The organism is Enterobacter sp. Taxon_2, from assembly GCF_058355295.1.
The window spans coordinates 816,503-831,680 of sequence record NZ_CM178024.1; the positions used below are offsets into that span (position 1 = coordinate 816,503).

The window sequence follows — 15,178 nt, forward strand, 5'->3', positions numbered from 1 at the left end:
ACAGTAACATTCGAGGGAACAATGATTTTAGGTAAACGATTAGCCACAATTATTTTGAGGTTAATTGACAGGGGAACCCGATCACCAGCGAGCAGGTTTTTCCGCGTTGAGGTTGTCCAGAATGGACTTAAGTGAGGTGCCATCCGGGAAGATGAGATCGGGGGCGACTTCAAACAGCGGCCAGAGCATAAACCCGCGATTTTTCATATCGTAATGCGGAACGGTGAGACGTTCAGTGTTAATCGTCTCGTGACCAAACAGCATAATGTCGAGGTCCAGCGTGCGCGGTCCCCAGCGTTCGGCTTTGCGAACGCGACCCTGCTGCAGTTCGATGCGCTGGGTATTGTCCAGCAGCGCTTCTGGACCCAGTTCAGTCTCAAGCACCACGGCAGCGTTGAGATAATCGGGCTGATCCTGCGGCCCCAGCGGCGGCGTGCGGTAGAACGAGGAGACCGCCACGATCTTGCTTTGCGGAATCTCGCCCAGCGCCTGTACGGCAGCATTCACCTGCTCCAGCGGAGAGGCTAAATTGCTGCCGATGGCGATATACGCGAGGGTCATGCTGTCCCTTCACGACGCGGCGCGCGTTTGCGCGGACGACGATGACGACGACGCGGTTCCGGCTCTTCATCCAGTCCGGTAAGCATATCTTTCTGCTCCGGCGGGGCGGAGACCTGGAATTCAGCCCACCACTGCGCCAGACGCTGCAGCTCCTGGTTGCGTTCAATTTCAGCACGCAGCGACAGGAGATCGAAGGCAGCGCGGAATTTAGGATGCTCCATCAGCTTCCAGGCGCGTTTGCCCTGACGACGGGACATGCGCAGCTGAAGCTGCCAGATGTCGCGCACCAGGGTGGTAATCCGTTTCGGAATGGCGAGCGTGCGGCAGCCTTCGTCCAGCACGTCGTTGGCGGCCAGCGCGAACGCATCGTAATAGGCGAGCCCGCTCTCCTGGGTAATACGCTGTGCCGTTTCCAGCAGCGGATACCAGAACATCGCGGCAAACAGGAACGCCGGGTTCACGCGCATGTCGTTGCGAATGCGGGTATCGGTATTTTTCAGCACCTGCGCAATCATCCGCTCCATTGGGCTGTCACCGTTTTCGGTGAAGTAGCGGGTAATGGTCGGGAACAGCGGCTGGAACAGGTTATATTCGCGCAGCAGATTATAGGTTTCAAAGCCGTGGCCGGCCTGCAGCAGCTTCAGAGCCTCTTCAAACAGGCGGGCAGGCGGCACGTCGTTAATCAGCGTTGCCAGACGCGGGATCGGCTCTGCCGTTTCCGGGCTGATGCGCATATCCAGCTTGGCGGCGAAACGCACGGCGCGCAGCATACGCACGGGATCTTCACGGTAGCGCGTTTCCGGCGTGCCGATCAGACGAATCAGACCTTCTTTCAGGTCCTGCATGCCGCCGACGTAATCGCGCACGGTGAAATCCGCCACGCTGTAATAAAGGCTATTGATGGTAAAGTCGCGACGCTGGGCATCTTCTTCGATAGAGCCGAAGATATTGTCGCGCAGCAGCATACCGTTCTGGCCGCGCTGTGACGTAGTGCGATCGGACGCGCCCGCTTCGTGGTGCCCGCGGAAGGTCGCCACTTCGATAATTTCTGGCCCAAACATCACGTGAGCCAGACGGAAACGGCGGCCAACGAGACGACAGTTACGGAATAATTTGCGCACCTGCTCAGGCGTGGCGCTGGTCGTCACGTCGAAATCTTTTGGTTTTTTGCCCAGCAGTAAATCACGCACTCCACCGCCCACGAGATAGGCCTCGTAGCCCGCTTTATTCAGACGATAGAGCACCTTGAGGGCATTTTCACTGATATCTTTGCGGGAAATAGTGTGCTGCTCACGCGGAATAACCGACATGTGTGGCTGTGCAATAGCATCGTTCGCCATGCTCTCTTCGCGGCTTAGCACTTTACGGCAAAAATTAGCGACTCGGGTAAAAATGGTACACCTCGTAGTGTGTTTTGTTATGAAAAAAGCGGCTAATCATAGCTCAGCGCAACGCATTTGAGAATGCTGGATTTTTGGCACTGCCGCGAGCGTCCAGTTGGCAACGGCCATTTTCAGCAGTTCGTCAATACGCAGATCCTGCCATTCGTTGGTTACATTCTGGTTGAGAAATCGCAGCGCGTCGATCAAAACAGGACGCGGATCGCCGTCTGGCAGGGCCGGGGCGTGGTTCTGCTTTGACAATTTAAAGCCTTGCGCATTGACCGCCAGCGGCAGATGAATGTAGTCCGGCGCCGTCCAGCCAAACTGGTGATACAGCGAGATTTGTCGCACGGTCGGCTCGACCAGATCCGCCCCGCGCACAATTTCCGTCACGCCCTGGAAATGATCGTCCACCACCACGGCCAGGTTATAGGCGAACAGGCCATCGCGACGGTGAATAATAAAATCCTCACGCGCCAGACGTTCATCGGCATGAATCTCACCGGAGAGTAAATCGGTAAAGCGCGTCACCGGGGAGCGCTGCCTGATACGCACGGCAGCATTTTCCGGAGGAAGATTAAGCGTGCGGCAGTGGCCGTCATAGACGCCGCCTGCGCTCTGGATACGCGCGCGGGTGCAGGTGCAGTTATAGGAAAGCCTCTGTGCGCGAAGCCAGGCCAGACGTTCCCGATACGCCTCGTGACGTTTTGACTGCCACAGCACCTCGTCATCCCAGTGAAGACCGTAATGTTCCAGCTGACGCAGAATCGTCTCTGCAGCACCGGGAACTTCACGCGGAGGGTCAATATCTTCAATGCGGACGAGCCATTTTCCCTGGCGGGCGTGAGCCTGCAGGTAGCTGCCGAGCGCGGCAATTAATGAGCCGAAGTGTAATTCACCGGAAGGAGATGGCGCGAAGCGCCCAATATAGTGTGATTCAGACATATCAACAGTAACAAGGCGGGAGAGACTCCCGCCTTTAGAGTGTGTAAACAGCGCTGGTATTAACCGGCCATCTGTTTTTCGCGGATTTCGGCCAGCGTTTTACAGTCGATGCACAGATCGGCGGTTGGACGCGCTTCCAGGCGACGAATACCGATTTCAACACCGCAGGATTCGCAGTAGCCAAAATCTTCGTCTTCGACTTTTTTCAGCGTTTTCTCGATCTTTTTGATCAGTTTGCGTTCGCGGTCACGGTTACGCAGTTCGAGGCTGAACTCTTCTTCCTGAGCGGCACGGTCTACCGGATCCGGGAAGTTAGCAGCTTCATCCTGCATATGAGTAACGGTGCGATCGACTTCATCCCTGAGTTGATTACGCCATGCTTCAAGAATACGCTTGAAGTGCGACAGCTGGGCTTCGTTCATATACTCTTCGCCCGGCTTCTCTTGATACGGCTCCACCCCAGCGATGGCGAGAATACTCAGGGACGATGTTTTACGGTTTTGCCCTTCTTGCATGTTGCTTCTCCTTAACACGCACTATCGATCCCCGTGTTGGGGGAAAAATCAGGTCGCTATAAATAGCAGATGCTTTTCCGGATGGCAATTATCTAAACGTAACACTTGACAAGCCTGTGAGGAAAAGCGTATTTGCGCACGCGGCCAGAACACTTAATCGTCAATCGTCTAATCCCTTATAAGACAATGGGAAGAGAGGATCTCAGAGTCATATTATCGGCAGAAAGTTCCGCTTTATAAGCGAAAACCTCTACCCCCTGCTTTTGTGCCTCATTCAACAATTGCGCGTATTTAGGATCAATATGGCGGGCAGGGGAGAAACGTTCAATGGCTGAATGCAACACCGCAAACAGCAATACGGCGCGTTTGCCCGCCGCCGCAACACTCATTAGCTCTCGCAGATGCTTCTGGCCACGTAGCGTTACCGCATCCGGGAAGTAGCCATTTTCCTGCTCCGCTAACGTCACTGATTTCACTTCAATATAGCACTCCGGCCTGTCTTCCGCCTGTAACATGAAGTCAATTCTGCTGCTTTCATCGCCATATTTCACTTCACTTTTATGCGTGCCATAACCGACCAGTTCAGGAATGGTGCCATGGGTCAGTGCTTCCTTAACCAATTGATTTGCGCGCAGGGTGTTAACGCAAATAAATGCCCCGTTTTGGGTTTCGGTCATTTCCCAGGTATGGGCATATTTGCGTTTAGTATTTTCTGATGTGGAATACCAGACCCTGTCACCCGGCGTCGCACAGCCCGTCATGGCACCGGTATTGGGACAGTGCAGAGTAAGCTGTATCCCTTCGGGGGTGATCACGTCGGCGAGGAAGCGTTTGTAGCGTTGGATAAGCGTAGCGTGCTGCAGGGGGGGACTAAACTTCATCAGAATTCCTTTCGGTGTTGCCCAGCGTCCAGCGCTGTAGCGGCGTATAGCGGGTGCGTCCCTGTGCAAAGACGGATTCGTAAAGCGCGAATCCGTTGACCGGAAAAGCCCAGTGAAAACCCGGCGGCGGGATGGCAACGGCCTGACCGGCATCGCGCAGCAGCGTGATATGTGGATGAAACGGCTGTGGGCTCTGATAACAGCCGCTGCGCGCCGCCTGCGCGCGCAGCATGTTCGCCAGCTGCAATAATCCGCGCGGTGGCTGGCGCGTGCCCAGCCAGACCACGCGCGAACGCAGCCACTGACCCGCGTCGTCGAGGTGCAGCGTAAATTCCGGCTGGGCAATACGCCCGGCCATGGCGGCTAACGCCCGCTGCTTTTCGGCACTGACGTCGCCCAAAAAGGCCAGCGTCAGGTGCAGGTTAGCCGCCGCGACAGGGCGACCGGCTTCCGGCGGGAAGCGTTCGGCGCGCCAGCGAACTATTTGACGCTGTATCGCGGTGGGCAATTCAATGGCAAAAAACAGCCGTTTGGACTCAGGCATACGGAGGACTCGGTAATGATATGCGCCGATGCTACAATGTACGCCGACTAATGTTAACCCTCTGGAGCTGTTAGTGTCCTCATTGCCGGTCGCCGTCGTTCTTCCTGACCTTCTCGCTGCCTTACATCATGCCCCGCAGGTTTTGCTGAATGCCCCGACGGGTGCGGGGAAGTCCACCTGGCTGCCGCTGCAGATTCTGAAAGACGGGAACATCAGCGGGAAAATTATCCTGCTGGAGCCGCGCAGGCTGGCCGCGCGCAACGTGGCGCAGCGTCTGGCGGAACTGCTGAATGAAAAGCCGGGCGAAACGGTAGGTTACCGGATGCGCGCCGAGACCTGCGTGGGGCCGAGCACGCGCCTCGAAGTGGTCACCGAGGGTATTCTCACCCGCATGCTGCAAAACGATCCGGAACTCACCGGCGTCGGGCTGGTGATCCTGGATGAATTCCACGAGCGCAGCCTGCAGGCGGATCTGGCCCTCGCGCTGTTGCTGGATGTGCAACAGGGACTGCGTGACGATCTCCGGCTGCTGATTATGTCGGCCACGCTGGATAACGAGCGGCTACGGCAGGCGCTACCCGATGCACCGGTCATCAGCTCTGAAGGGCGGGCGTTTCCGGTAGAACGCCGCTATCAACCGCTTCCCTCCCACCAGCGTTTTGACGAGGCGGTCGCCATTGCTACCGCTGAGCTGCTGCGCCAGGAGCCCGGTTCCCTGCTGCTGTTTTTGCCGGGTGTCGGTGAGATCCAGCGTGTGCAGGAGCAGCTTTCTACACGCGTAGGCGGTGATGTGCTGCTGTGTCCGCTTTACGGCGCGCTGTCGCTCCAGGATCAGCGTAAAGCCATCCTTCCGGCCCCGGTGGGGCAGCGCAAGGTGGTGCTGGCAACCAACATTGCTGAAACCAGTTTAACCATTGAAGGGATTCGCCTGGTGGTGGATAGCGCCCAGGAGAGGGTGGCAAGCTTTGACCCGCGTACCGGGCTGACTAAACTTCTGACGCAGCGCATTAGCCAGGCGTCGATGGTGCAGCGCGCGGGCCGCGCGGGGCGTCTTGAGCCGGGTATCTGCCTGCATTTGACCAGCGCGGAACAGGCTGAACGCGCTGCACAGCAAAGCACGCCGGAAATTTTACAAAGTGATTTGTCGGGCCTGGTGATGGATCTGCTTCAGTGGGGCTGTCCGGATCCTGGACAGCTTACCTGGCTTGATTCTCCGCCTGCCGTGAATCTCGCCGCTGCGCGCAATCTGCTGACCCAGCTTGGCGCGCTGGAAGGCGAACGTCTGACGGCGCGCGGCCAGAAAATGGCGGCACTGGGCAACGATCCGCGTCTGGCCGCAATGCTGGTGGCCGCGCTGGGGGACGATGAAATTGCCACGGCGGCTAAACTGGCGGCTATTCTTGAGGAGCCGCCGCGCGGAGGCAGCAGCGATCTGGGGCAGGCGTTTTCGCGCAACCAGGGGAACTGGCAGCAGCGGGCGCAGCAGCTCGGTAAACGGCTTAACAGCCGCGGCGGCGTACCAGACAGTGAGAGTATTCCCCGGCTGCTGGCGCAGGCGTTTCCGGACAGGATTGCGCGTCGGCGCGGGCTGGACGGTCGCTACCAGCTGGCAAACGGCATGGGGGCGATGCTGGACAGCGATGATGCGCTGACGCGTCACGAGTGGCTGATTGCGCCGCTCCTGCTGCAGGGGAGTCACTCCCCGGATGCGCGTATCCTGCAGGCGATAGCCATAGATATTGACGCCCTGACCCGTACCTGTCCGCAGCTGCTTCAGCAATCGGACATCGTTGAGTGGGATGATGCCCAGGGCACGCTGAAGGCGTTTCGGCGTAGCCAGATTGGTAAACTGACCCTCGGGACGAAGCCGCTGGCGAAGCCGTCGGAAGAAGAGCTTCATCAGGCTATGCTGAACGGCATTCGGGAAAAAGGATTAGGCGTGCTGAACTGGTCACCAGAGGCTGAACAGTATCGTCTTCGCCTGCATTGTGCCGCACGTTGGCTACCGGAGTATGCCTGGCCCGCAGTCGATGATGAGACATTGCTGGGCTCTCTGGAGCGCTGGCTGCTGCCGCAAATGCACGGTGTTCACTCGCTTCGGGCGCTGAAAGCCCTTGATGTTAAGGTCGCGTTACAGAATTTACTGGACTGGTCATTACGTCAACGTCTGGATAGTGAACTGCCAGGGCATTACACTGTGCCCACCGGAAGCCGGATTGCCATCCGTTATCATGAGGATAATCCGCCGGCGCTGGCGGTTCGGATGCAGGAGATGTTTGGTGAGGCCACCACGCCGTCCATTGCGGAAGGGCGTGTGCCGTTAGTGCTTGAGCTGCTGTCGCCTGCGCATCGTCCATTACAAATCACCCGAGATTTGGGGGCGTTCTGGGCGGGAAGCTACCGTGAAGTGCAAAAAGAGATGAAGGGGCGATACCCCAAACATGTCTGGCCGGACGATCCGGCGAATACGGCGCCGACGAGGCGGACGAAGAAGTATTCCTGAAAGGGATGTGCGGCCTGATGCCCTCACCCCAGCCCTCTCCCTCAGGGAGAGGGAGAACTAATTTTGAGAGATTTCTTCTTTCACAGGCCTGTGGAAGAAAAGAAAATCTGGCCTTTGCGCCTGAAAGTTGCGGAGAAAAAGCATGGCGGGGAATGACCGCGAGCCAATAGGACGTAAGGGAAAACCAACGCGTCCGGCGAAAGAAAAGGTAAGCCGTCGTCGCCTCAGAGATGAGGACTATGACGATGACTATGAAGACGATGATGAGGATGAAGAACCGATGCCGCGTAATGGAAAAGGCAAAGGGCGTAAGCCTCGGGGCAAGCGCGGCTGGTTCTGGCTGCTGCTGAAGCTATTTATTGTTTTTGTCGTGCTGATGGCGATTTACGGCGTGTATCTGGATCAGAAGATCCGCAGCCGTATCGACGGTAAAGTCTGGCAGTTACCTGCGGCAGTATATGGCCGTATGGTGAACCTTGAGCCAGATATGTCCATCACGAAGAACGAGATGGTTAAACTGCTCGAAGCCACCCAGTATCGTCAGGTGTCAAAAATGACGCGGCCTGGCGAATTTACCGTGCAGTCCAACAGCATTGAGATGATCCGTCGTCCGTTTGATTTCCCGGACAGCAAAGAGGGGCAGGTGCGCGCGCGTCTGACCTTTGACGGCGATCGTCTGGATACCATCGAGAACATGGATAACAACCGTCAGTTCGGTTTCTTCCGTCTCGATCCGCGTCTGATCACCATGCTTTCGTCAGCAAACGGCGAGCAGCGCCTGTTCGTGGCGCGTAACGGCTTCCCGGATCTGCTGGTCGATACCCTGCTGGCAACCGAAGACCGCCACTTCTACGAGCACGATGGCATTAGCCTCTACTCGATTGGTCGTGCGGTGCTGGCTAACCTGACTGCCGGCCGTACCGTACAGGGCGCGAGTACGCTGACCCAGCAGCTGGTGAAGAACCTGTTCCTCTCCAGCGAACGTTCTTACTGGCGTAAAGCGAACGAAGCCTACATGGCCGTGCTGATGGATGCGCGCTACAGCAAGGATCGCATCCTTGAACTGTACATGAACGAGGTGTATCTCGGTCAGAGCGGCGATAACGAAATCCGCGGCTTCCCGCTGGCGAGCCTGTACTACTTTGGTCGTCCGGTGGAGGAGCTGAGCCTGGATCAGCAGGCGCTGCTGGTGGGCATGGTGAAAGGGGCGTCCATTTATAACCCGTGGCGTAACCCGAAACTGGCGCTGGAGCGTCGTAACCTGGTGCTGCGTCTGCTGCAACAACAGCAGGTGATTGACCAGGAGCTGTACGACATGCTGAGCGCACGTCCGCTTGGCGTTCAGCCGCGCGGCGGTGTGATTTCGCCTCAGCCTGCGTTTATGCAGCTGGTGCGTCAGGAGCTGCAAAGCAAGCTTGGCGATAAGGTCAAAGATCTCTCCGGCGTGAAGATCTTCACCACCTTTGACTCCGTGGCGCAGGATGCGGCAGAAAAAGCGGCGGTGGAAGGCATTCCGGCGCTGAAGAAACAGCGTAAGCTCTCCGATCTTGAAACCGCGATGGTGGTGGTTGACCGTAACTCCGGCGAAGTTCGCGCGATGGTGGGCGGTGCCGAGCCGCAGTTTGCAGGCTACAACCGTGCCATGCAGGCGCGTCGATCGATCGGTTCTCTGGCAAAACCGGCGACCTATCTCACTGCCCTGAGCCAGCCAAACCAGTATCGTCTGAATACCTGGATTGCGGATGCGCCGATCTCCCTGCGCCAGCCTAACGGCCAGGTGTGGTCACCGCAGAACGATGATAAACAGTTCAGCGGTCAGGTGATGCTGGTGGATGCGTTAACGCGTTCCATGAACGTACCAACCGTTAACCTGGGCATGTCGCTGGGACTGCCAGCGATTGTCGACACCTGGCAAAAACTAGGCGTATCGAAAGATCAGCTGCACCCGGTGCCGGCAATGATCCTCGGGGCGCTTAACCTGACCCCGATCGAAGTCGCCCAGGCGTTCCAGACCATTGCCAGCGGCGGTAACCGCGCACCGCTGTCTGCCCTGCGTTCGGTTATTGCCGAAGACGGTTCCGTGCTGTATCAGAGCTTCCCGCAGGCCGAGCGTGCCGTTCCTGCTCAGGCGGCCTATATGACGCTGTGGACCATGCAGCAGGTTGTCCAGCGTGGTACCGGGCGTCAGCTGGGGGCGAAGTATCCGGGTCTGCATCTGGCGGGTAAAACCGGGACCACCAACAACAACGTTGATACCTGGTTTGCCGGTATTGATGGCCGCGAAGTGGTGATCACCTGGGTAGGCCGCGACAACAACCAGCCGACCAAACTGTACGGGGCGAGCGGGGCGATGTCGATTTACCAGCGCTATCTGGCCAATCAGTCACCGGTGCCGCTGAACCTCGTTGCGCCGGAAGATATCGTGGATATGGGCGTGGACAGCTCCGGTAACTTTGTCTGCGGTGGCGGAATGCGTACCCTGCCGGTCTGGACAACCAACCCGGATTCACTGTGCCAGCAGAGCCAGCCTGAACAGCCGACGGGCAACCCGTTCGATCAGTCCTCTCAACCGCAGCAGCAGCCGCAACAACAGTCGCAGCAGCAGAATGAGAAGAAAGACAGCGACGGCGTAGCCGGCTGGATCAAGGATATGTTCGGCGGAAACTGATTTTCATGCTAAAACATAAAGCCGCTTCATTTCGAAGCGGCTTTTTTTTTTGAATGTATTATTCATGGGTTGAATGGATTTCCTTAATTTAATTTTTATAAAATTCTATTTAAGAATATTTAATTGCATTTTTTGTGGTTTAAAAACAGCTGGTTAATGATGTTGTGCGTTTTTTTTGAATTTTACACGGTAGACGGAGTAGAGAAAATCCTGATTTAATAAGACCACGAAATAAAGTTGAGTTTTTATTTCACCGTAATTAACGTTCTGACCCGATATTGTAGTCTGGAATGGAAGCGTATATTGGTCTTTAATAAGGAATATTTTATGAAAAAACAGATTGTGCACACTCTTGTTTCCGCCAGTCTTTTAGCAACATTAGCGATGCCAGTAATGGCAAGCGATTCTGGCACGGTTAATTTCGCCGGAAAAATTGTCGCGGATACCTGTGAAGTGAATGTTGATGATTCAGGTGCAACGGTATCGACCGTCACGTTTGCTGATACCTATCCCTCCGATTACGGGACAGATGGAAAAATAGGTACTTCAAAAGATTTCAAAATTGAGGTGTCAAAATGTGACCCGCTGGTTGCAAATCTCAACCTGAAATTTAGTGGTACCACAACGGATGCAGCCTATAAGCGCCTGCAAAACGATCTGTCTGGTGCCGGTAATGCGACCAATGTCGGTATCACGGTTGCCAATAACAATGGCGCCAAAGGTGATGTGCTCTTTAACGGTTCCGTGCCAGACAGTTCAACCGATGTGGCGAACGACCCTACTGGTGCCAGCGCCTCAGTATTCAATTATACCGCGAACGTTATTCAGGTTGGAGATGAGGTACCCACGGCGGGCCATTACTCGGCTTCAGCCACCTTCGAGGTAATGTATCGCTAAGCCTCTTTGGGCAGCCATCCCGGCTGCCCTTATTGGATTTTATAATGTTATGAACTCATGTTTAAAAATATTGTGTGGATGTTTATTGATTAGTTGCTGTTCAGCTCAGGCCAGCATTGTATTGGGGGGAACCCGAATTATTTACCCTTCCAATAAATCTGAGGTACAAATAGCCCTCAAAAATAAAGATCCGCATACCCGTTATTTGGTTCAGAGTTGGGTCAGCTATCTGAATGATACAAAAGCCCCTTTCGTTATCACTCCGCCTGTTTATAAGCTGCAAGAAAACCGTCAGACGCTCCTGCATATTATTTATACCGGTGATAAGAACGCATTGCCGGGCGATCGGGAATCGCTGTTTGTGGCCAATGTGAAATCCGTATCAGCGATTACACCGGAGTTGAAAGAGAAAAACACACTTCAGTTTGCGATGAAGACACGCCTCAAACTGTTCTGGCGTCCGGCAAATCTGAAGGAAGCTGACGCGCTGCAGGCCTGGGAGAAAGTCACCTTCCGTCGGCAGGGAACGCAGCTCATCGCGAAAAATCCGACGCCATTTTATGTCTCTTTTGGCGAGCTGTCCGTCGGGGGCAAAGCGGTACCGGTCGTGGAAAGTAAAGATTCACCCGGTGCGATTTCAATGATGGTCGCGCCTTTCAGTGAGAAAGCATTTGCCTTGCCGAAGGGGGCAAGCGGTACGGTTCGCTGGACGGCAATCAGCGATTTTGGTGCCCAAACCCGTCAGAAGCAACAGGCCTTATAACTCATCATGTTGGTATGTTATGTCATCTTCTTCACTCTACAGGACGGTTTTGAACGGATTAACGTTAGCGTTGCTAGCGTTATGCCAGCCGGCGAGTGCAGATGATGAGTTTAACCTGCGTATTCTCGAACTGGATACGCCACTGGAAAATACCTCAACCTTAAGGAATTTCATCGGTAACAACAGCTTGTTAGCCGGAAATTATCCGACAACCATTATGTGGGGTAAAGATGTGTTGGATAAGCGAACCCTTGCTTTCGCGCTGTCCGACGACAAACAGCAGCTGCTTCCCCAGTTAACCAAAGCCGATCTGCGCGATTTGGGTGTCAAAGTGGATACCTTGCCGGATATGAAAGACCTGGATGATGGTGTGCTGGTTGATGATATCTCGCGTTTTATTGACCAGGCTCGCTACGATTTCAACCAGGATAACCAGACCCTGAACCTGGTCATTCCACAGATTTATCGTGACCAGGCGGCGGCAGGCGCCATCAACCCGAAATACTGGGACGATGGCGCGTCAGCGGCCTGGGCCAGCTATCAGTTGAGCGGGTCACAGCAGCAAACTGATTCCGGTAAAACCTCATCGACATGGCTTGGCCTGGACTCCGGCATCAATCTTGGCGCATGGCGCCTTCGCAACAGCAGCACCTGGAGCGATTCATCCGGATGGGATGCCATCAGCACAAGTGTGCAGCGAGACATTAAGGCGCTGAAAAGCCAGCTGGAGATCGGTCAGACCGCCACCAGCGGGGAACTTTTTGATAGCGTGCAAATGACGGGCGTGAAGCTGGAAACCGATACCTCCATGCTGCCGAGCAGCCAGCAGGGGTTCGCTCCGGTGGTCCGTGGGATAGCCAACAGCGACGCAAAAGTTACGATCAAGCAAAACGGTTACACCGTTTATCAGACCAATGTCTCTCCCGGCCCGTTTGAAATCCGTGATTTAAGCCAGGTAACTTCCGGCGCCGATCTCGAAGTCACCGTCGAAGAGGCGGACGGCAGCGAGCACAGTTTTATTCAGGCCAGCGCCTCTGTGCCTGTTTTGCAGCGTGAAGGCGCGTTTAAATATGCCCTGGCGGCAGGGACGTTTCGGGGCAACGAAGGAGAAGAGGAGCCTGCATTTGCGCAGGGCACGGCGATCTACGGGCTCCCTTACGGTGTGACGGTTTACACGGGGGCGCTGGGGGCGTCGTTGTATCATGCTTTGCTGGCGGGTATCGGCGCTGATTTAGGCCGTTTTGGTTCGGCGTCGGTGGATGTCACTGCCGCGCGTACCGCCTTCGATGATGGCCGTGCGGATGCCAGCGGCCTGTCGGTTCGCTCTCAATACTCAAAAGATATCCCGGATACGGACACAACGGTAACGCTTGCCAGCTATCGCTACTCCACGTCCGGGTTTTATACCTTCCAGGAAGCCATCGACCAGCGCGATAGCCAGATTGATGACGGGATCTATACCTACCGCCGAACGAATAACCGCCGCAGCCGAATGCAGGTGAATCTCTCCCAGCGTCTGGGGGAGTGGGGTTCCGCCTATCTCAACGGCTACCAGCAGAACTACTGGGATATGGATGGCCATGAACGCAGCGTAAGCGCCGGATTAAGTTCAAGCTGGCGTGATATCTCCTGGTCGGTCAGTTATAACCTGACCCGGACGCCAAATGCCGGGCAGGACAGGCAGATGGCACTGACGGTTAATATTCCGCTCTCCCACTGGCTGCCAAATTCCTGGGCAACCTATAGCGCAAATACAGCCAGCGGCGGCTACACATCACATCAGTTAGGGATTGGCGGCACCGCGCTGGAAAACAATAACCTCAGCTACAACCTGCAGCAGAGCTATACCAGCAATAACACCGGTTATGGTGCAAGCGTGTCAGGCCGCTACCGTGGCTCGGCGGGAGAGGTGGGGTTAGGTTACAGCTATGCTGGCAGCAACCAGCAGTGGAACTACAGTGCGCGTGGATCTGTCGTCGCACATAAACATGGCGTCACGCTTGGGCAATCTGTACGGGATGCCTTCGCCATTGTGCATATCAAAGGCGGTGACAACGTCAAAGTGCAAAACGGGCGGGGCATTTACACCGATGCGTTTGGCAATGCCATTGTGCCAACGCTCACCGCCTACCGTCACAACACGGTGACCGTGAACACACAGGATCGGGACGATATTGAGATAGAGGCTGCAACCCAGGATCTCGTGCCGACGAAAGGCGCAGCGGTGACAGCGAATTTTGACGCCAGAGTTGGGATGAGAGCACTGATTACCCTGCTGTACCAGGGAAAAGCGGTGCCCTTTGGCGCCATTGTGTCTCTGGATAACACCACGGCCATTGTAGGCGACGATGGTGAGGTGTGGCTGACCGGCTTACGAGACGTCGTGTCATTTAACGTCCAGTGGGGAGACGGGCGCGAGGAGCAATGTCGCGGTACGTTTAGCGTTCCTGCAGACAATGCGGCTTCCATTTATAAAACCACGGTAACTTGCCGTTAGACAAAGGTGACAGGTGAAAACGTTAATTTCGCTCCAACGGTTAGGTATTACGATGCTCGTTATGACGCTGCTCGGCATTGTGCAGCCTGCTTTCGCCGGATCCTCCTGCACCCATGATGGCAATCCCGGGACAATGATCTTTCAGCTACCCGCCAGCCTGCAGCTCGAGCCAGATACCGCAGTGGGTACTATTGTTTTTGAACAGACGCTGGATAGTGGCGAAATTAAAATAACCTGTTCATCCGTTGGCAATAAATACAAAGGTTACACCAGCCTGACGGATGCCGATGCCCGTAGTGATGTGTTGGAAGGGGTATATCAAACCAACGTGCCCGGGATTGGCATCCGTATGGCACAGGCGCAGGATCGAAATACCTCCTATACCACCAGTGATATTATTACCCCCATGCACTTTTACAGCTATGGTGGGGGGGCAATAGCATTTGACACGGTTTTTCATGCCGCGATGCAACTGGTGGTCACCGGGAAGGTGGAAGAGGGCTACCTTGATACATCCCGCCTGACTTCAGAAGAGAAGTATGGCAGCGACGTGGTTGCCCAACTGCTCGTTTCACCCACCAGCGTTCATATTCAGACCAACACCTGTAATCTGGTGGATAAAAATATCTATGTGCCGCTGAAAACTGTTCACGCCAGTGATTTTGACGGCCCGTATTCCGATATCCTCACGGACGGTGGTTTTAAAATTGAAATTACCGATTGTCATGAAGGCACTCAGATTGATTATCAGTTTACCAGCGCAGGCTCTACGGGAGTTACGAACGGAAATATTCTGGATATTGCCGCTGGTGACGGCGCCGCAAGCGGGGTAGGGATCCAGATTCTGGATAACAAGGACACCGTGCTGAACTTTGACCAGACTTATACCGCCATCAGCAGCACTCATGCCAATGAAGTGGCGGAGATCCCCCTGCAGGCGCGCTACATCAAAACCGGCGACGTTAAAGCCGGAAAGGTGAACGCCGTTGCCACCTTTGAGGTCTTCTACCGCTAAGCCACTT

At 55.4% G+C, this 15,178-nt stretch carries 12 protein-coding genes; 6 read left to right on the top strand and 6 right to left on the bottom strand.

What is annotated here, in order from left to right; genetic code table 11:
- Nucleotides 1-81 precede the first annotated feature (81 nt).
- From folK to thpR, 6 genes are all read right to left on the bottom strand, one after another.
- On the bottom strand, nucleotides 82-561 hold the full coding sequence (gene folK / locus AC4IC4_RS03760) for a 2-amino-4-hydroxy-6-hydroxymethyldihydropteridine diphosphokinase (protein WP_491472176.1): 480 nt from the start codon (nucleotides 559-561) through the stop codon (nucleotides 82-84).
- Nucleotides 558-1,955, bottom strand: a complete 1,398-nt coding sequence (pcnB, locus tag AC4IC4_RS03765; RefSeq protein ID WP_073961632.1) for a polynucleotide adenylyltransferase PcnB — start codon at nucleotides 1,953-1,955, stop codon at nucleotides 558-560. Before pcnB ends, folK begins: the two co-directional genes overlap by 4 nt.
- A gap of 42 nt (nucleotides 1,956-1,997) precedes the next feature.
- Nucleotides 1,998-2,888, bottom strand: a complete 891-nt coding sequence (gene gluQRS / locus AC4IC4_RS03770; RefSeq protein ID WP_491472177.1) for a tRNA glutamyl-Q(34) synthetase GluQRS — start codon at nucleotides 2,886-2,888, stop codon at nucleotides 1,998-2,000.
- A gap of 59 nt (nucleotides 2,889-2,947) precedes the next feature.
- Nucleotides 2,948-3,403, bottom strand: a complete 456-nt coding sequence (dksA, locus tag AC4IC4_RS03775) for an RNA polymerase-binding protein DksA (RefSeq protein WP_001155232.1) — start codon at nucleotides 3,401-3,403, stop codon at nucleotides 2,948-2,950.
- A gap of 176 nt (nucleotides 3,404-3,579) precedes the next feature.
- Nucleotides 3,580-4,284 carry a DNA/RNA nuclease SfsA gene (sfsA, locus tag AC4IC4_RS03780; RefSeq protein ID WP_024907500.1) on the bottom strand — a complete coding sequence of 235 codons (705 nt, stop codon included), beginning with the start codon at nucleotides 4,282-4,284 and terminating at the stop codon, nucleotides 3,580-3,582.
- Complete coding sequence (gene thpR / locus AC4IC4_RS03785) at nucleotides 4,274-4,828, bottom strand: RNA 2',3'-cyclic phosphodiesterase (RefSeq protein ID WP_090419011.1); 555 nt, start codon at nucleotides 4,826-4,828, stop codon at nucleotides 4,274-4,276. Before thpR ends, sfsA begins: the two co-directional genes overlap by 11 nt.
- A 73-nt stretch (nucleotides 4,829-4,901) precedes the next feature.
- Between thpR and hrpB the strand changes: the two genes are divergently transcribed.
- The 6 genes from hrpB (at nucleotide 4,902) to AC4IC4_RS03815 (ending at nucleotide 15,171) form a co-directional block, all read left to right on the top strand.
- Nucleotides 4,902-7,331, top strand: a complete 2,430-nt coding sequence (hrpB, locus tag AC4IC4_RS03790) for an ATP-dependent helicase HrpB (RefSeq protein WP_491472178.1) — start codon at nucleotides 4,902-4,904, stop codon at nucleotides 7,329-7,331.
- 142 nt (nucleotides 7,332-7,473) lie between these two features.
- Nucleotides 7,474-9,999 carry a bifunctional glycosyl transferase/transpeptidase gene (gene mrcB, locus AC4IC4_RS03795; RefSeq protein ID WP_491472179.1) on the top strand — a complete coding sequence of 842 codons (2,526 nt, stop codon included), beginning with the start codon at nucleotides 7,474-7,476 and terminating at the stop codon, nucleotides 9,997-9,999.
- A gap of 327 nt (nucleotides 10,000-10,326) precedes the next feature.
- Nucleotides 10,327-10,896, top strand: a complete 570-nt coding sequence (locus AC4IC4_RS03800) for a fimbrial protein (RefSeq protein WP_491472180.1) — start codon at nucleotides 10,327-10,329, stop codon at nucleotides 10,894-10,896.
- A gap of 49 nt (nucleotides 10,897-10,945) precedes the next feature.
- Nucleotides 10,946-11,659, top strand: a complete 714-nt coding sequence (locus AC4IC4_RS03805) for a fimbrial biogenesis chaperone (RefSeq protein ID WP_071995291.1) — start codon at nucleotides 10,946-10,948, stop codon at nucleotides 11,657-11,659.
- A 19-nt stretch (nucleotides 11,660-11,678) separates the two neighbouring features.
- On the top strand, nucleotides 11,679-14,156 hold the full coding sequence (locus AC4IC4_RS03810) for a fimbria/pilus outer membrane usher protein (RefSeq protein WP_491472181.1): 2,478 nt from the start codon (nucleotides 11,679-11,681) through the stop codon (nucleotides 14,154-14,156).
- 13 nt (nucleotides 14,157-14,169) lie between these two features.
- Entirely contained in the window at nucleotides 14,170-15,171 is a 1,002-nt protein-coding gene (locus AC4IC4_RS03815; protein WP_491472182.1) for a fimbrial protein, read from the top strand.
- The last annotated feature ends 7 nt before the right edge of the window (nucleotides 15,172-15,178 follow it).

What these genes read in the sequence shown, in the direction of transcription:
- folK (WP_491472176.1), bottom strand. Translation starts at nt 561, where the DNA reads ATGACCCTCGCGTATATCGCCATCGGCAGCAATTTAGCCTCTCCGCTG.
- gluQRS (WP_491472177.1), bottom strand. Translation starts at nt 2,888, where the DNA reads ATGTCTGAATCACACTATATTGGGCGCTTCGCGCCATCTCCTTCCGGT.
- dksA (WP_001155232.1), bottom strand. Translation starts at nt 3,403, where the DNA reads ATGCAAGAAGGGCAAAACCGTAAAACATCGTCCCTGAGTATTCTCGCC.
- sfsA (WP_024907500.1), bottom strand. Translation starts at nt 4,284, where the DNA reads ATGAAGTTTAGTCCCCCCCTGCAGCACGCTACGCTTATCCAACGCTAC.
- thpR (WP_090419011.1), bottom strand. Translation starts at nt 4,828, where the DNA reads ATGCCTGAGTCCAAACGGCTGTTTTTTGCCATTGAATTGCCCACCGCG.
- mrcB (WP_491472179.1), top strand. Translation starts at nt 7,474, where the DNA reads ATGGCGGGGAATGACCGCGAGCCAATAGGACGTAAGGGAAAACCAACG.
- AC4IC4_RS03800 (WP_491472180.1), top strand. Translation starts at nt 10,327, where the DNA reads ATGAAAAAACAGATTGTGCACACTCTTGTTTCCGCCAGTCTTTTAGCA.
- AC4IC4_RS03805 (WP_071995291.1), top strand. Translation starts at nt 10,946, where the DNA reads ATGAACTCATGTTTAAAAATATTGTGTGGATGTTTATTGATTAGTTGC.
- AC4IC4_RS03810 (WP_491472181.1), top strand. Translation starts at nt 11,679, where the DNA reads ATGTCATCTTCTTCACTCTACAGGACGGTTTTGAACGGATTAACGTTA.